The following is an 18,605-nucleotide window of genomic DNA, read 5'->3' as shown; positions in this document are numbered from 1 at the left end:
ATTGTAATCTTTAAAGTTTCTTGAAATCATGAAAAATTTATTTATCTGCAAATAAACAATAGTAATTTGATAAATATCATTATTCCAGTACTACGAAAGGGACAAAATTTTACGTTTACTCAAGAACAGGTTTATCAATAAACATTGCCTAAAACGGGGATGTTATTCTTATTTATGGAGAAAATTATGTAAATTGTGTAACTTGACTCCAACAAAGCATCAAACCCTATTGAAACAGGGAAAAGGTGGTGTTAAAATTGAAAAAAGAAGAAAAAGGGAGGCTGTGCATGAAGAAAAAACGAGGGATTGCCATTTATCGGGGGCTTTTTGCTGTCCTTACGAATAAAGATTTTTTGAGAAGGATTAATTTAAAAAAGAAAACAGTCATAGCGTTTCTGGAAAAAGAGCGTTGGCTAGAGGCAATTGAAGATATTATTGACAGTGAAGAAATATCTTGCCAAGGGGTTCTTTTTTACTGTGAAAAAATCCTTTCTTCTTTGGCAAAGGAGGTGCCGGAAGAAGGGTGGCTGACGTATATATTTCGTTATTTAATTAAAGGTATTTATCCACATCGTAACGATATCATTCTAAACACTAATGAACGACAATGTGTGGTGTTTTATCTAGAGGTATTGCGCTTTTTTCTAAATTACGAGAGAGAAAATGTAGCTTTTGATTTGCATAAAGATTTTGCTTTTGCCACATTAGTAGAGATGGAAAACAGCCCTTATGAAGCACAATATGATAGATTCCTTGATTGCTTTGATAAGCAGTATATATACGAAATCATGCGCATTGGCCGAGAAGTTACTCCCTTTGATGCTCTCGCTCATGTTGCAGGAGTACATTACATTGCCATGCATATCGGGCGACAGTTGGCGAAGGCAGATGTCCCTGTGGATTTAGGGCTGATTTCAGGAGCGGCGGCAGGGCATGACCTTGGAAAATATGGCTGTAAGGACAATGAAGTCAAGCGCATTCCGTATTTGCACTATTACTATACAGATATTTGGTTTAACAATAATGACCTTTCTGATATTGGGCATATTGCGGCAAATCATTCTACTTGGGATTTAGAGTTGGAAAATCTTCCGGTGGAATCTTTGATATTGATTTATGCGGATTTTCGAGTGAAAAGTAAGGGTTTTGAGAACGGAAAGGAAATCATGGGGATGTATTCCTTAGAAGATTCCTTCCGTGTGATTTTGGATAAGTTGGATAATGTGGATAAGGCAAAGGAAAATCGCTATCGTCACGTGTATTCCCGTTTGGAGGACTTTGAGCAGTATATGCATTCCATTGGGGTAAACACGGATTTAACCAAAGATACCCTAAGCGAAGTTTTCCACAAGGAATTTGCATTATTGGATACCAATGAAACAGTAGATGTGTTTAAGAATATTGCGGTGGATCATAATATCCGTTTGATGCATAGATTAAGCCGTGAGGCATCCTTTGGTACAATTTTGGAGACCGCAAGGAGTGCCAGAGACTGGAAAAACTCCAGAGCGTATCTGAACATTTTCTCCGAGTATTTTACCTACATGAACCAAAAACAGAAGCAAATGTCCATCAGTTTTCTTTATGAATTGATGGTGCACCGAGAGGGAGACATCCGCCGTCAGGCAGGGGATTTATTGGGAAATATGATTGCTCATTATGACATTGCCTATACGAAGGAACTGCCCCCTGATGTAAACATAGTTTTGGATGAGGTAACCAGCTTTGATATGTGGGAAAAATACCTCTATATGATTATTAACCCTGATCATAAAATGATAGATAGGCATCGTCGATGGCTTGGATATGGCCTAAAGCGTGTGGTGACTTCTTTGTTGGAAAATTGTAAGGCGGATGCAAGAGGCAGATATATTGCCTCCTTCTTGGAATATTTCAAAAGCAAAGATTGGGGCGTGGATACAGCTTTTATTCTGATAGACACACTGCCCTCTATTCCTCAAGGATTATTAAAGGAACAGGAACAGGAGATACTGCTCTCCTTTATGGAACATTTTGCAAACCAAGAGTCCTTGGAAATTCGGGCCGCAATTCTATTGAATCTAAAGGATATGGCGGCAGATTATTTGAAAAATTATAAGCTGGTGGAAAGTGTCATTAGAATTGTGGAGAGAGTGACCATCAAGGGCAATGTAAGCTTGGAATTTTTACTTTATATGATTGGGGAAGCATACGGAATCAAAGATGTTATTCGTGGTGTATCCTTCCGACGTATATTTGAGGACGACAGGGTGGTTTCGGATATCTTTTTAGAAAACTTAAAATCCGCAACGCCTTGGAAAATTAAAATTATTAATATTGAGCTTTTGTATGAACGCATCCATTTGGGTTTGGCAATGCCCAAGCTTCATGTTGCTACCCATCTTTCTAACTTATTAAAGATAAGTGAGCAGGTAACGGTACGCCACTTTGCTGGGGAAACATTGGTCAAGCTTGCGCCGCTCCTTTCTTGGGATCAGCGAAATGAGGTTGCCATTGAGTTAATCAAAGGGCTTGAAATCGGCGAATTTGAATTTTCCAAATATATCCCCCAATATCTTGGGGAGTATGTTATGTATTTGCATCCCAAGGAGTTAAACGAATTTTTATTAGAGATTTGCCGCCTGCAATGTAGTACCAACGATCGAATTGCCAGTGTTGCCTTGGATACCCTTGGGGTCATGGTGCGTCATTATGAAAAATACAGTGCTAGGTTTCCTGAATATATTGCAATTTATGAAGAAAGAAAAAAGAAAATCATGGGTATGATTCTAAGAGGCTTTGCCACCTATCAGACCAATGTAAACAGAGAAGCCTTCTGGGTTGTTGGGCATGAATTATTTGGAAGCAATGGTTTAACCCTTCGGGAAAAGAAAAATATTTTTGCGTTCGTCAGCAAAAAGTTGGTTACGATGACGGACAAAGCGGAGGATTCGGAGCTAGGATTTTTTAATGACACTGCTAGCTGGAATGCGATTTATCGTTTTATCAGCGATTATTTGTTTACAAAAGGTAGCTTTTCCTTTAAAGAGCCTAATAAAGTAGCTTTCTTTCCTGGAAGCTTTGACCCTTTTTCTTTGGGGCATAAAGAAATTGCAAAAGAGATTCGTGATTTAGGTTTTATTGTCTACTTGGCAATTGATGAATTTTCTTGGTCGAAAAAGACCCAGCCCCATATGGTTAGACGGCAGATTATTCATATGTCTGTGGCGAACGAGGAAAATATTTATCTGTTCCCCGAAAATGTGCCTGTAAATATTTCAAACCCTGAAGATTTGAAGCGATTAAGAGAGCTGTTCCCAGGTAAAGAGGTTTATATGGTGGCGGGCAGTGATGTTGTGCAAAATGCTTCTTCCTATAAAATTCAGCCGGTGGAGGACTCCATTCAGACCTTCCCGCATATTCTTTTCTTACGGGAAACAGGTGATGACACTGTGCAACAGAAGAAAAACACCTATGAGTCTATTCAAAATGAAGTTTTAGAACTAAAATTACCCACCCATTTTGAGGATGTCAGCTCCACAAGGATTCGAGAGAATATTGACCATAATCGTGACATCACAAATCTCATTGATACCGTAGCCCAGAACTATATTTATGAGAATAGTTTGTATCTTAGAGAACCCCAATATAAACAGCTTTTAGAAACAAAGGCGGTGGAGGTTTCCCATTTTTCTGACGTAGAGGAGGCGGAAGGCGTTATTTTTGGCAGTACCATTCCCTCGGAGATGGTAAGTCATTTGTTAGAGGCTCTCCATAGAGAGGGAAGCGGCATGACTGTTGTTTTTGACAAGTTCGGTAGAGGAAAACCCGATGGCATCATGGTTTACCGCCACATTGCAACGACGGAGCTTTACAGCGAATTTGAAAATATTGAAACTGCGAGCTATATTCGTGAGAATACCTCAGGAAAAATCATCATGTTTGAGGCTTGCTATATCAGAGAAAATTCCAAAATTGATGACTTAGAGCAAATATTATTTACGGAATCCATAGCGAAAGCCTTAAAAGAGGATTATACCTATGGTGTTTTCAGCCTTAGGTCCGGATTTATTAGTGAAACCATCCAAGATGTGTTGGAGCGGCAAGGCTTTTTAAAGCTCATCAATAATACAACCAGAGACATTTATGTTGTAGATATGAAAAGCCCCATTACCCTGTATCATAATTTACAAACGGCAATCAAAGAGCCCTTTAACAGCAATGAACGGGTTTTGAAAACAATTCAAGAAACCCATCACCGTTTTCAGCGAGCATTGACAAAGCTGAACCCGGGGGAATTGGTTATTTCTTTTGATGCGGGGATGATGCATAATCGTTTGATAGAACTGATTACGAAAGCCAATGGAGTACCAAAAGAACCAACAGCAATACGCAGTCTTGGCCCCAATATGTGTGTTCCCTTTGGCAAAATATTAAAGGGGATTGTTATTCCCAATACGGTAACAAAGGTTTTGCATACAGAAAAAGAATTCGACAGAGAAATAAAGTCTTTTAAAATTAAGGAATTTCCTCAATATTTACCCTTGGATTGCCAAGTTCGCATGATTAGGTCCTTCCAGCGCCCGGTGATTCTGGTGGATGATCTTTTGCATAAGGGCTATCGCATTCGCGAGCTGAACCCTCTATTTCAGGAGGAAGCAGTGGACATTGACCGTATAGTCGTCGGTGTACTTTCAGGACGAGGAAGAGATTTAATGGAGATTCAGGGAAGACAGGTAGAAAGCGCTTATTTTGTTCCTTGCCTGAAGGCGTGGTTTGTGGAAACCACTATGTATCCTTTCATTGGCGGAGATGGTGTGGAGCAGCTAAGAGGCAGAAGTAGCAATATGATTGATTCGGTAAACTTAATTTTGCCTTATGTAATGCCTGGTTTCATACAGGATGCATCCAAGGAGGCCATTTATGATTTATCCATGACCTGCTTACAAAATTCTAGAGATATTCTTCGGACTTTGGAGATGGAATATCAAAGAGCATTTGAGCGAAGCCTTACACTGGACAGATTAAGTGAGGTTGTTATTTCTCCCAGATGCCCTGACAACGGCAGAAGTATCCGTTACGATTATCATTTGCCCGCATCTGTTTATTTAGAAAACGATATTGAGCAGTTGGTTCGCCTAAAGCATTTGGTGAAGTAAAAAAGGGGGTAACAAAATGAAGAGATGTGAATTTCAACAGGGTGTCATGATTCCGGTATCATTTCCCCGAGAGAGAAGTAAGGGTTTTTGGAGATTGACCCATGTATGCAAAAGATGGGAATGCGAGTTGAATCAAGCGGCCTTTCCTTGGGAGTATGATAAACTACCTGAGGTAGTTATTTTAAACGAAAAAGAGCTTTTTGATTGCGACATGTTCGTTTTTTGCGCATCAAAAGGCATTCCTCCTGTAGGGTCTGAGGTAAAGGACGTACGTATGGTGCAGTTTGAAGCAAACAAAGGTATTGTATCCCTTTTTGCAAAAAAAGCCAGAGCAAGTCAGTTTCAAGGATTGTTTGCCGTGGTTTCTGATCCTGTGGATCCTTTATGCAAGGCGGCATTTATGGCAAGTAATACCGATGAAAATGGGGTTTTTGATGGAAAAGGATTGCGTCCCGAGCAAATTCAAGGCTACGGTTTGGGTGTTATGAATGCTCGTGCCGCATACTATGCAAAAAAAGATGAACGGTTTTCTTCCTTTTTAAAGGAGGGCAGAGCCTATGGCCCCCATGGACAGGATTTGGTTATTGCCAACAGCATAGACGCTTATGATGATGCCCTTTCCAAGGAATTAACCAGACTTGCCATTGATGCAAATTTGCGTACCAGAGATTTAGGATTTAAGCCTTATGTGGCACCTGCCATTTCCTCAGCAGCGATTTCTCTCATTTTAACACTGCGTGGGGAGTGGCACTACAGCTCTAATTTTTTGGGCGGTGTTTATATGGGTTGCAGAAACCGCACTACTCCTTGGGGATTGGAATTGGAAAGCCTGCCATTGCCACAATCGCTCTTTGTCCGTTTGGAGAAGGCTTTCCAAGGACTGGAGGGGATTGAATGAAAGAAAACCTAACCTTGATTTATCCTCGATGCCAGGATGTCCTTCGCACAAAGCGCCTTACTGCATTGCTGGAGGAGGTTTTGCAGCCTTATGATGTGGAAATGATTGAAACAGTGGATGCCCTTCATCCATTACAGAACTGTCGCATTATTTTTGCAATCCCATTGGGCATTTCTGGTATTAATTTGGAATATTTTCGTTTTTTGAAAAAAATGCGTACCGACCCAAACTTTTTTGAGGGAAGCGTAGGGGGTATTATCATAGATGGTGAAAGTGAACTTTATACAAAATCTGTAGCCAGAGGACTTATGTTTACGGCAAACAAAGCAGGCTGTTCCTTCCCCGGGAGAGCCATGGTTGAGGGAACGAAGGATTTGTTAAACTATAATATTCAAGCTATGAGATTGGATACAGGTAACCTAACTGCATATCATGTTTCTGCAAAAGAAATGGTAAAACGGGTGATGTCATATCAGCAATTGCCAAAAAAAAGAGGTAATATATTAGTGCTTCATGCCAGCAACTATAGCACTTCCAACACGGCGCTCCTTTGGGATATAGTAAAGGAACAGTTGCAATATTGTGATATTACGGAGATATCCCTAAGAAACGGAACCATTCAGGATTGTAGCGGCTGTCCCTATCGCATGTGCATGCACTTTAGTGAAAAATCAAGCTGTTATTATGGTGGCGTGATAACCAAGGAGGTTTATCCTGCAATTCTTGCTTGTAATGCGATGGTGATTCTAGCACCTAACTATAACGATGCATTAAGCGCAAATATTACAGCATTTATTAACCGATTGACTGCGCTGTTTCGCACCAATCAGTTTTACCAAAAGTATCTGTTCTCCATTGTGGTATCCGGCTACAGCGGCGGTGATCTTGTTGCAGAGCAGCTAATTAGTGCGTTGAGCATGAACAAAACTTTCCGCTTGCCTCCACGTTTTTCTATGGTAGAAACGGCAAATGATCCTGCAAGTATTTTAAAAGTAGAGGGAATAACGGAACGAGCTGCAACCTTTGCCCAAGGGATGATGGAGGTGCTGGTGGAGAAGGAGAACAACATATAACCTACGTTTATTTAGGTTTCACTTATGCTGTTACCGGATTTTTACCGGCAAGCAAAGAATACCTTATTCTTCGAGTTATTTCCAAGGAAATGTATGTGTTTCTTCCTTTTAAAGGTAATTGGTTATAGGTAATTGTAAAAGTATTTTAGGCACTTCCCTTTTAGATAAGAAAGAGGGAAGTGCCTAATTATTTTTATTTACCGCTGGCGCCGTAGTTGGAAAGGACACGTGCAGAAGGATCGTTCACGTTACAGCCTTCCCATTCCTTGTTGGGCATCCAGAAATCCTTCACCATTTTAGCTTGACCAGGATAATATTTTTCAAAAATTTCTCGGTACATCAAGCTTTCTTTTGTAAATGGTGTTGCAAAATCATATTTCTTGCCTCTATCGTTAAATTCTTCGTCGGAGCAGATGCTTTCAGCATATTCTTTTAAATCATCTACCATGGAGTGGCCAACTGCATCGCTGAAAGCTGCCTTTTCGCGATAAAGAATAGCATGGGGCAGCCAATCTCCTTCAAAGGCATGGCGTAAAAGATACTTTCCGATGCCATAGGAGTTTTGCTTCATAGCAGGATCAATGGACATAACATAGCGTACAAAGTCTAAATCTCCAAAAGGAACTCTTGCTTCTAAGGAGTTCACGGAAATACAACGATCCGCCCGCAGTACATCATACATATACAGTTCTTCCAAGCGTTTTTTCGCTTCAGCTTGAAATGCTTCAGGAGAGGGGGCAAAATCAGTATATTTATAACCGAAAATTTCATCGGAGATTTCTCCGGTCAATAAAACTCTTACATCTGTTTTTTCGTGGATTGCTTTACAAATCAGATACATCCCCATGCTTGCGCGGATGGTGGTAATATCGTAGGTACCAAGGGTATAAATAACATAATCCAAGGCTTCCAAAACATCCTCTCTAGAGATGATCACTTCAGTATGCTGAGAATGCAGATATTCTGCAACTTCTTTTGCATAACGCAGATCAATGGCATCTTTAGCCATACCAATGGCAAACGTGCGAATGGGTTTCTTTAGAACCTTAGTTGCAACGGAGCAAACCAAGCTGCTGTCTAAGCCGCCACTTAGCAAAAAGCCTAAAGGGGCATCGGCATCCAATCTTTTTTCAATACCTTTTACCAGTAATTCTCGGATTTTTGTGCAGGTCTCCTCTAAGTCGTCAGTGGAATATGATTCAACTGCTGTTAAGTCACAATAGCGAACAAATTTACCATCAGCATAGTAGTGGGCAGGAGGAAAGGGCGTAATTTCTGCACAAAGTCCCACCAAATTTTTTGCTTCGCTGGCAAATACAATGGAACCATCTTGGCAATAGCCATAAAACAATGGACGAATGCCAATGGGGTCTCTTGCGGCAATCAAAGAATCCTTTTTACCATCATAAAGAATCAATGCGAATTCTGCATCCAGCATTTGAAACATGTCTAAACCATATTCTCTATACATGGGCAGAATAATTTCGCAGTCGGATTCGCTGACAAAGGTATATTTTTCAGCCAGCTTTTCTTTTATAGTGCGAAAACCATATAGTTCTCCATTGCAAACCACAGCATCCCCTTCATAGGTAAAGGGTTGCATGCCACTTTCTGATAATCCCATGATGGCAAGGCGGTGAAAGCAAAGCATTCCCTGGCCAACTTCTAATGTGCGAGACATATCCGGACCTCTTGAAACGGTACGTTCAAAGCACTCCATTACTTTCTGTAAATCTTGCATTTTTTCTAAACCCATAATTGAACACATAAAAAAACACCTCCGAATGTAGTATGCAGCTAACTATCCTAATAATTAAAATTAGGACGAATAGCTGCCATCCGCGGTGCCACCTAAATTACTGTGTAAAAACAGTCTCTTTCTGGGTTCAATGAAACCCGTGTCCCATAACGGGGGACAAACCGTCTCACCTACTGCTCTAAAAAGAGGTTCAGATTGAGGCTAAGAAGTGTTATTCATATAAAAGCCTACGCAAAGTTTCCACTATCCTTTGCTCACTGAAGCGGTTTTTTTATATTACTTGTCTTCCTCATCGCCGTTTTCGATTTGTGTGTATTTTACACTGCATAGATTTCGCTGTCAATAGTTAATTTTTTGGAAATAGATAACGATATTTCCCTGGGAAAGTTGTATTTCACAAAATAATTTGTCAGGTATCCCATTTTATACATTAGAAATTGAGGGAGAAAAGACAAATGTACATCGGTTGTGGCTGAAATATGCACAGTGAATTTCAATAAATGAAAGGAATCCTTATTCATTCCTGTTAATTTCGTTACATTTTCTCTTTTTTGCAGTTTAATATTTTTGTTGACAGTCTACAAAGCAAACCCTATAATGACGTGGTATACAGCGACGGGGCTGCGGATGGACGCATTGCCATAAGAGAGGTTTTACATATTTCTTATGGCTGAGCGTTTATCTGCAGCCCCTTCTAGATAGATATGTGTCTAAACAAAGAGGATAGAGGAGGCTGGAAAATATGGAAAATAAAGTTCCCGAATTATTTGGATCAATGGTTTTTCATGAACATGTGATGAAGGAAAGATTGCCAAAAAGCACTTATAAAACAATGTGTAAGGTGATGCAGGAAGGAAAACGGCTGGATAAGGAAGTAGCAGATATTGTTGCTAATGCTATGAAGGATTGGGCCGTTGAAAAGGGTGCAACCCACTTTACACACTGGTTCCAGCCAATGACAGGTATTACCGCAGAGAAGCATGATAGCTTTATAGCACCTGCTGGAGACGGGCAGGTTATTATGGAGTTTTCAGGAAAAGAGTTGATTCAAGGTGAGCCTGATGCATCCAGCTTCCCCAATGGTGGTTTGCGTGCTACCTTTGAAGCAAGAGGGTATACCGCTTGGGATCCTACCTCTTTTGCATTTATTAAAGACGACACATTATGCATTCCTACGGCGTTTTACTCTTACGGTGGGCAGGCTTTGGATAAAAAGACACCATTGCTACGTTCTATGGAGGCATTTAATAAGCAGGCAATGCGAATTATTAGATTGCTGGGTGATACGGAAACAAGCCGTGTGAATACAACGGTAGGTTCCGAGCAGGAGTACTTTTTGATTGAAAAGGACGTTTACTTGAAGCGCAAAGATTTAGTTTACTGTGGCAGAACCCTTTATGGTGCAAAGCCTCCTAAAGGACAGGAATTGGATGATCATTATTTTGGTGCCATTAAGCCTAGAGTAAAGGCATTTATGTATGATTTGAACCAAGAGCTTTGGAAACTGGGCATTCTGTCAAAAACAGAACATAACGAAGTTGCTCCTGCCCAGCATGAATTGGCACCTGTTTTTACTACGGTAAATATTGCGTGTGACCACAATCAGGTAACAATGGAATTGATGAAAAAAGTAGCAGATAAACATGGTTTGGTATGTCTTTTACATGAAAAACCTTTTGATGGTGTAAACGGTAGCGGTAAACATAACAACTGGTCAATTTCCACCGACAAAGGTGCAAACTTGCTGGAGCCTGGTGATTCCCCTGCGGAAAACACAAGATTTTTATTGTTCCTAGTTGCTTTGATAAAGGCAGTTGATGAATATCAGGATATGCTGCGTCTTTCTGTAGCTTCTGCTGGCAATGATCACCGTTTGGGTGCGAATGAAGCACCTCCTGCCATTGTTTCCATGTTTGTGGGAGAAGATTTGCAGGCTGTTTTAGATAGCATCGAAAGCGGCGTGGAATATGCAGGCAAGGATAGAGAAATGATGAAGGTTGGCGTTCATGTCCTTCCTAGATTCTTCAAAGATACAACGGATAGAAATAGAACTTCACCTTTTGCCTTTACAGGTAATAAATTTGAATTCCGTATGTTAGGAAGCGCTGTTTCCATTGCTTGCCCTAACTTTATTTTAAATACCATTGTTGCAGAAGAATTAGCTCTGCTTGCTGATGAGCTGGAAACGGCAGAAGATTTTACCACAGCAGCAAATGAATTAATTCGTAAGACAGTAATTGAGCACAAACGTATTATTTTCAATGGCAATAACTATGCAGATGAATGGGTTGAAGAAGCAGAAAAAAGAGGCTTGTTGAACTTGAAAACCACAGTAGATGTTATGCCCTATTATTTGAAAGAAAAGAATATTGCTACATTCACGAAGCATAGAGTTTTAACAAAAGAAGAAATTCACTCTCGTTACGAAATTTTGGTTGAAAACTATATTAAGGTAATTCATATTGAAGCTTTGACTATGTTGGAACTTGCGAAAAAGAGCATTTTACCTGCGGTTAGTGCATATGCCAAAGAATTGGCTGAAACAATCACACTTAAAAAACAAATTTCAACTGCAATTAACTGCAAGAGCGAAGAAGGTTTGTTGATCGCCCTTTCTGATATGTGTGCTGACTTTGTTGATAAGCAGAAAGCACTGGAAGATGCGTTGTCAAAGGCTAAGAATTTTGAGAATGAACAAATTGTGGCAGAGCATTACAAAGACGATGTTATTCCGGCAATGGTTGCATTACGTGCTGTTGCAGATGCTATGGAGGAACAGGTTAGTGAGAAGTATTGGCCTTTCCCTACTTATGGGGAGTTGCTATTCAGCGTTTTGTAATAGAATATTCACAGTACAAAAGATACATATAGTTTTTTCTCCTTTTATGGTATACTGAATATAATAGGAGGGACAATTTATGAATGAAAAACAAAAGGAAATTATGCAAATAATTCAAACCCAATGTATAAACGGCAGAGAAATGGATGTTCCAGATATTTTGAAGTACAGTTCTTCCTTGACTATGCAGGAGGTATTGGAGGCCATTCCTTTTTTAGAAAATAAAGGTTATATCGAGGTTATAGAAATTGATATGTGCTGCGGGGCCGATTATATTGTTACCGGAATTACAAAAGAAGGAATAAGTAGTTTGCATAGCTAAATTGTCCTATATGCCACAGAATGTAAAATTCTGTGGCATTTTTTTGTTCGCTTTAGCTTGAAAAAATCTTACGGGTGTTGGAGGCTGCTTTTGCTTTCACCGGTGAGCCTTTGCCCTATACTAATGGAATACTCATTTATTATCTTTCGAATTTTACTGTGCTCACCATGTGTGAGGGAGAAGGGTTATTTCAATTTAAATCCTGTGATTGTATTCTTATTATATGTAATAAAAATACAAAAGATATAGGTTGGATATTATTACAAAATTTTCAATTAAATTGTAAGCAAAAGACTAAATTATATTTAATATGATAACAAAATGTGATAAAATTAGTGAGATTTGTTTTTGTGGTTCAGAATAATCATAATCAGATTGGATGGGCGGTGATATATGAAAAAGGTAATACTTTTGCTATTTTCTGTAGCAATGGTTTTATGTGTATTTATTTGTGGTATTTCAATTCAATTTGACTTAAGAGATCTAAGTTTCAATCAGGAAAACATAACGTTTTTGGCCAATGATTGGCAATATCAAACGCAAGATAAACAGATTAGAGATATCACTCTCCCTAGCAAAATACCTGGTGATGCTGAAAAACCATTTCAACTATATAAAACGTTCCAAGAACCTATTGCAGCTGGTACTTGTTTGGCTTTTCGGTCTTCCCATCAAGAGGTACTTGTTACAATCGATGATAAAAAAATTTATTCTTTAGAAAAACCCATGGAAATTATGACCTTTCCAAAATCTCCAGGTAGTGCATGGAATATAATTACATTGCCGGAAGTTTATCCTGGTCAGATCATGAAAATTTCAATCGACTCGTTTTATGATAATTATCAAGAAAAATTTGGTGAAATGATGCTGGGTAGCAAAAGTGCAATTTTATTTCAAATTGGATTTGACTACTTCCCGGCGGTATTTATGAGCATTTTAGTGATTTTATTTGCTGTGATGCTAATTCTTTATGGAGTTTATTTATTCAGAATTAGACACACTACAAACTTTTTATATCTAGGTCTGTTCGCATTCCTACTGGGGGTGTGGTTTTTAGCCGAGTCAAGATTTATTCAATTTTTCTTGGGGAAGGTGTTATTAACGTATCAATTGGTTTTTCTATCAATTGCGTTAATGCCCATACCGGGGATTTTATTTATTAACAATGCATTAAAACCCAAAAATCAAAATACATATCATCAATTAGCCATGGTAGCCATTGCTAATTTTTTCTTAATGATTATTGCGCAATCTTTGGGTCTCGTGGATTTTTATAAATGGATGCCGTTGTCTCATATCATTATTGTTTTGACAATGATGTTATATTTGCATACCATGGTAGAATATATCAGAACCGATTCAGTGGGAAAAAACAGATTATTGTTCCTTGGTTTTGCTGTATTTCTTTTCTTTGCACTGCTAAATATTATTTATTTTTATATCTCAGATCAATTTGACAGTGCTTTATTACTTCGTTGTGGAACGCTGATTGCTTTGCTTATTGTTGCTAAGGGTGAAGTTGACAAAAATCTCGAATTAATAAAAATTGGGATGGAAGCGGCGGCATATAAAAAAGCTGCTTACACAGATGCACTGACCCAGCTTGAAAATAGATATGCCTTTGATATGTATTTAGAGGAAATTTCTAAAGTGGAACCGGAGGATGCAGCGAAAAATGCAATTTGCATTTTAGATGTAGACGGGTTAAAGTTTATCAATGATTCCTATGGACACTGGGTGGGAGATCAATTGATTCGCAATATGTCGGAATGCTTAGAATCTGTTTTTCATGAAGCTGGAAGATGCTTTCGTATTGGTGGTGACGAATTTGCTATTATCTTAAAGGGAGAGAGGGCAGAACTGAAAGGCTATTTATATCAACTTAGAAATGAGATAATTGAAAGAAATATTAATAAACACAGTTTTTTAAGCGCATCATGGGGACTGGCTTTCCAGGCAGATACTAGAGGGAAAAGTATCTATGAGGCCTTTCAATTAGCAGATACACTTATGTATCAGGATAAAGAGCGAAAAAGAGCGAATAAAATGAGATCACGAGAGCGTAAAGAATTTGTAAATGATTAAAATGAAAATTCTTGGTGATCAAACAAACCTCTATTTTACAGAGCTTAAATTCCTTTGAATATGCGATAGTCAATTATTATGATTGAATGAAAAAAGAATAGATTGCATAAAAAATAATGATTGAAATGCCTATAAACATAAGTTATGGGCATTTTTTTAATTTCAAAATAAATATTTATGAATAATTTATTCATCAGCGTCAGATGATTATTCGTGGATTTCTATTTATAATAACCAAATTAGAATGACAAAAACCACTACCTTTAAGTAAATTAGCAAAGGAACTTAAAGGCAGGTATAGCTGTATTACAGTGTTGAAGCACAAATTTAGTGGGGCTTCTCTATGAAATATTTACTAATTTCCAGTAACAAGGAAAAAAAGGTTGAGTTATGAGGGTTTTGGTGGTATTCTGTCTGCGGGTGGTATTGAAAAAACTGCACCAAAGCGAAATGATTTGTAGACCCATAATGGAAAACTACTTTATCAAATGATGAAAGGTAAGATTTCTGAAATAGAGGATGCAAAAAACTTGAATTACCTTGTGTTCAACTCATATCTATCGGGAATGAGATTGACTTGGATGTTGTACTAACCCAAGGAGGTGGTATGATATCAAAATTGGATTGCACGCTACTTTTTGTATCATGGATTAACGGTAAATGGTTTTTTGGGAAGAACTTTGGAAAACACTCAAGAAGCTTGCCGCATAACTCATACAAAAGTATATAAAAATTTGAAAGAAATTGTTCAAGAAAACGATGTTTTATGGATAACAACTCCCGATGATACGGTTCCAGCGATAGATTTTGAAATTTCTAGGTTGAACGTAAAAGGCAAATCAATTTGCCACGCTAGTGGCTCACTTCCATCAACGGTTTTGCGGCTTTCCAAAGCAGCAGGAGCAGCCGTTTATTCAATCCATCCAATTTACGCATTTTCCCATAAGGCTGTGGACTTCGAGGAACTGAAAAATGTGAATTTTTCCGTGGAAGGGCAGTTTTCATCAAAGGATGAAGATGTAGTCTTACAGATGTTAAAGAGAATAGGGAATGCCTATTTTGTGAGAAATCTGGAAACCTCAGCAATGTATCATCTTGCGAATGTCTTTGTGTCAAATCTTACCCTGGCACTCTTGGAGATAGGCGTGTCCTATTTTCAAGAGATCGGTTTGACGGAACAAGAAGCCATTTATGCAGCGATGCCTTTGATTAAGGGTAATATCAGAAATATTGAAGAAAAGGGCTTTTTATCCTCTCTTACCGGTCCGGTTCCAAGAGGAGACTGGAAAACGGTGGAACGTCATCTTGATGTCGTTCGGGAAGAGGATCAAGAACTATATAAAGGTCTTTCGCTTCATTTATTAAAATTGGCCAGAGCAAAGGGGAATGGGGAAAAGTTGAGTAGCTACGACAAGGTAGAACATTGTTTGAAAGGACTGGAAAAATGAAAAATACGGTTTTGACTTTTAAAGAAGCAAAGGTGCAAGGCAAAAAATTGACTATGCTTACAGCCTACGATTATTCCATGGCAAAAATCATTGATGAAAGTGGAATCAATGGGATTCTGATAGGTGATTCCCTGGGTATGGTGATAAAAGGGGATGAAGACACTTTGGCGGTAACGGTAGATGAGATTATTTATCATACCAAAGCGGTGAAAAAAGGTGCCAAAAATGCATTGATTGTGAGCGATATGCCATTTCTATCCTACCATACCAGTATTGAGGATGCCATTTATCATGCAGGTCGCATGGTAAAGGAAGGGGGCGCTCATGCAGTTAAGCTGGAAGGCGGAGCCAATGTTTTACCACAAGTAAGGTCAATTGTTGCAGCGCAAATTCCCGTTATGGGACATTTGGGATTGACGCCCCAGTCAGTGAATGCCTTTGGTGGTTTTAAGGTGCAAGGAAAAAGTGAAGAAACAGCAAAGCAATTGATTGCCGATGCAGTTGCCTTGGAAGAAGCCGGTGCGTTTAGTATTGTTTTGGAGGGGATTCCCGCTAAGGTTGCAGAACTGATTACAAAAGCCGTCTCCATCCCTACCATTGGAATTGGTGCGGGTAGAGAGTGTGATGGTCAGATTTTGGTTTATCAGGACATGCTTGGCATGTTTGATGATTTTATACCTAAATTTGTAAAGCAATATGCCTCAGTCGGGAAAATAATGGGGGAAGCAATTGGTATGTATATCGAAGAGGTGGAAAAAGGCCTTTTCCCAGAGGACAAGCATACCTTTAAAATAGATGAAGAGCAGCTGAAGAAGCTATATTAAAAAACAGGAGACAGAATTATGCTTGTAGAATCAATAAAAGAGGTACGAAATATCATAAAGCAATGGAGGACAGAAGGGCTTTCTGTGGGGTTTGTACCCACAATGGGTGCATTGCATGATGGACACCAGAGCTTAATGGAGCGGGCTGTTCTGGAAAACGATAGGGTTGTTACCAGTGTTTTTGTGAACCCCACTCAGTTTGGCCCAAATGAAGATTTTGAGGCATATCCCAGAGATATAAACAAGGACTATGAGGTATGCAAAAAGATTGGTGTGCATATTGTGTTTTCTCCTCAGGCAGAGACACTTTACTTTCCTGATAAGAGCACCACGGTGCATATTACTGGTTTAACGGATGTTCTTTGTGGGAGCAAGCGTCCTGGGCATTTTGATGGTGTTTGTTTAGTAGTATCAAAATTTTTCAATATCATTCAACCAGATAAAGCCTACTTTGGGCAAAAGGATGCGCAACAAGTAGCAGTTATCAAAAGAATGGTTCAGGATTTGAATTTTGATGTAGAAATTGTACCTTGTCCCATTGTCAGAGAGTCAGACGGTTTGGCTAAAAGTTCAAGAAATATGTACTTATCCTTTGAAGAGCGAAAAGCAGCTCTCGTTTTAAGTAGAAGCTTGGAAATGGCTAAAAGTATATTGGATAAAGGGGAGCGGAATGCATCCATTTTAAAAGCAGCCATGCTTTCTTGCATTATTCAGGAGCCATTGGCGAAAATTGACTATGTAGAAGTTGTGGATAGCCAAGACTTGCATAGCATTAGCGGCGAAATTACTCGCTCAGTTCTTATTCCCATTGCAGTCTACATTGGAAAAACCAGACTGATAGACAATATTATTTATGAAATTTCTTAACCTCAGACGCTCATTAAGGCTATTCTGTGCTATGTACCATGATTATAAGGTGTAAAGACCAAAAAAGCAGCATTAAGCGCTTTCTAAAAACAGTTCTTTTGAATTCTTCCTAAGCGTTTTTTGTTTTTCGGATAACAATGAAAAAGACAGTATAATCTTAAGAATAAACTATGCTATCGTGGAAGGGGAAGCTTTGCATGAAAAAAAGCGAGGAAAATAAGAAATGCCCAATATGTGGATGTGCTGAAATTGGGGAAGGAATACTTTCTGGTTATGCTACGATGAGACCGGCGAATAAATATTTATCCTTTGGTTCAAATGTGCTTGCGGATGTATGCACAAAGTGTGGACATATTTTATCTTTTAGAGTTGCAGACCCTGAAAAATTTAAGTGATTGCAGTATTTATAAAGAATTAAAAGAGAAATGTCTTTTAAAAAAAGGTGCCTTCCAAATTGGATGCACCTTTTTTTTATCAGTTTTAAGCCTTTTTTCCGGTATCAGGGTATAGCGATGGGCCTTCATATAGAACAAATTTACGATAGCGCATTTTTAAGGTTCTATATTTCAAAATAATTTTAGATACACCCACAAGTACGTTATCAATATCATCCATGTCATATACCTGAGTGATAGAATGAATTCCTTTCGGAGGGATACTTAATATATGTCTGTCACACTTGGGGCGGTCTTCATATACTAAGTTGTTCCCTTTATAAAATGCAAGCTTAAATTCGTGTACAATTTGGGGCACATTACTACTATTATAAATTTCCAAATCATATCCCAGTCGAAAAGGTTGCTTAACTTCTTCATAAATTGAATTATTAAAGTTACTATTCAAATGATATTTAATTCGGACATCAGTGGGAAATACTTTAACACTGCCAATATGACGAATACACTCCGTGACAAACAGTGTACTGACGGAGCCCGCCACTGCACCAATAATACCAATATATTCACTTAGCATGGTTACACCTCTTCTCTTTCAGATATGAATATTACTTCAGCATTTGCTACTTATTAAAATGTAAAAATCAGATGGAAAGTATAGAATTAGTCTTTGTTTTTTGTGTGATTATTCATATTAAAGTACTATACCATGTAAAATTATATCACAGAAATAAATAAATACCAATCTATTTTAGTAAAAAATGTGGATTTCCTATGGTTTCATGTGTAAGTATGAAAAGGCAAAACATTGCTTGTTATGTAAACGAATTGTAACCATTTAATCCACCCACCTGCATTTTATCCATATCATCTTTCATATTAAGAATGGAGCACTTTTTTTAAAATAAGCTTTAAATAAGATTTATTAGATTTAAAAAGTTGCAAAAAGCATTGTTT

Annotated in this window: 12 protein-coding genes and 1 other annotated feature; of the genes, 10 read left to right on the top strand and 2 right to left on the bottom strand. The window is 38.5% G+C overall.

The features are described 5' to 3' along the window. Nucleotides 1-287 precede the first annotated feature (287 nt). The 3 genes from RTK36_RS02320 to RTK36_RS02310 are packed head-to-tail and all read left to right on the top strand — an operon-like array spanning nt 288 to nt 7,109. Nucleotides 288-5,138, top strand: coding sequence for a nicotinate-nicotinamide nucleotide adenylyltransferase (locus RTK36_RS02320; RefSeq protein ID WP_312043927.1), 4,851 nt, complete (start codon nt 288-290; stop codon nt 5,136-5,138). A gap of 16 nt (nt 5,139-5,154) precedes the next feature. Further along, nucleotides 5,155-6,036, top strand: a complete 882-nt coding sequence (locus RTK36_RS02315) for a hypothetical protein (protein WP_331654925.1) — start codon at nt 5,155-5,157, stop codon at nt 6,034-6,036. Then, the gene (locus tag RTK36_RS02310; protein ID WP_312043925.1) at nt 6,033-7,109 is read left to right on the top strand and encodes a flavodoxin family protein; all 1,077 of its coding nucleotides are present in this window, start codon (nt 6,033-6,035) and stop codon (nt 7,107-7,109) included. The genes RTK36_RS02315 and RTK36_RS02310 overlap by 4 nt, the downstream gene beginning before the upstream one ends. Before the next feature lie 193 nt (nt 7,110-7,302). Here RTK36_RS02310 and asnB read toward each other — a convergent pair whose 3' ends face one another. Next, nucleotides 7,303-8,877: an asparagine synthase B gene (gene asnB, locus RTK36_RS02305; RefSeq protein WP_312043923.1), complete on the bottom strand. Its 1,575-nt coding sequence runs from the start codon at nt 8,875-8,877 to the stop codon at nt 7,303-7,305. A 49-nt stretch (nt 8,878-8,926) separates the two neighbouring features. Beyond that, nucleotides 8,927-9,170, bottom strand: a binding site (T-box leader). Nucleotides 9,171-9,610: 440 nt separating this feature from the next. On the opposite strand from asnB, the gene RTK36_RS02300 reads away from it, so the two are divergent. The 7 genes from RTK36_RS02300 to RTK36_RS02270 all read left to right on the top strand — a co-directional run bounded on the left by RTK36_RS02300 (nt 9,611) and on the right by RTK36_RS02270 (nt 17,648). Then, complete coding sequence (locus RTK36_RS02300; protein ID WP_312043921.1) at nt 9,611-11,707, top strand: glutamine synthetase III family protein; 2,097 nt, start codon at nt 9,611-9,613, stop codon at nt 11,705-11,707. 79 nt (nt 11,708-11,786) lie between these two features. After that, nucleotides 11,787-12,029 (top strand): hypothetical protein, encoded by a 243-nt coding sequence (locus tag RTK36_RS02295; protein ID WP_312043919.1) that lies wholly within the window; start codon nt 11,787-11,789, stop codon nt 12,027-12,029. A gap of 393 nt (nt 12,030-12,422) precedes the next feature. Next, nucleotides 12,423-14,114: a GGDEF domain-containing protein gene (locus RTK36_RS02290; RefSeq protein ID WP_312043917.1), complete on the top strand. Its 1,692-nt coding sequence runs from the start codon at nt 12,423-12,425 to the stop codon at nt 14,112-14,114. Between the two features lie 680 nt (nt 14,115-14,794). Then, the gene (locus tag RTK36_RS02285) at nt 14,795-15,562 is read left to right on the top strand and encodes a Rossmann-like and DUF2520 domain-containing protein (RefSeq protein ID WP_312043915.1); all 768 of its coding nucleotides are present in this window, start codon (nt 14,795-14,797) and stop codon (nt 15,560-15,562) included. Continuing rightward, nucleotides 15,559-16,386 (top strand): 3-methyl-2-oxobutanoate hydroxymethyltransferase, encoded by an 828-nt coding sequence (gene panB, locus RTK36_RS02280; protein ID WP_312043912.1) that lies wholly within the window; start codon nt 15,559-15,561, stop codon nt 16,384-16,386. Before RTK36_RS02285 ends, panB begins: the two co-directional genes overlap by 4 nt. 18 nt (nt 16,387-16,404) lie before the next feature. Beyond that, complete coding sequence (panC, locus tag RTK36_RS02275; protein ID WP_331654923.1) at nt 16,405-17,253, top strand: pantoate--beta-alanine ligase; 849 nt, start codon at nt 16,405-16,407, stop codon at nt 17,251-17,253. 197 nt (nt 17,254-17,450) lie between these two features. Next, nucleotides 17,451-17,648: a transcription initiation factor TFIIIB gene (locus RTK36_RS02270; RefSeq protein WP_312043910.1), complete on the top strand. Its 198-nt coding sequence runs from the start codon at nt 17,451-17,453 to the stop codon at nt 17,646-17,648. Nucleotides 17,649-17,733: 85 nt separating this feature from the next. Here RTK36_RS02270 and RTK36_RS02265 read toward each other — a convergent pair whose 3' ends face one another. After that, on the bottom strand, nt 17,734-18,225 hold the full coding sequence (locus RTK36_RS02265; RefSeq protein WP_312043908.1) for a hypothetical protein: 492 nt from the start codon (nt 18,223-18,225) through the stop codon (nt 17,734-17,736). Nucleotides 18,226-18,605: the final 380 nt, after the last annotated feature.

The sequence above is a fragment of the Anaerotignum sp. genome, assembly GCF_031981185.1.
In the GTDB taxonomy this organism is placed as follows: domain Bacteria; phylum Bacillota; class Clostridia; order Lachnospirales; family Anaerotignaceae; genus Chakrabartyella.
This window is presented reverse-complemented; position numbering and strand designations above follow the sequence as displayed.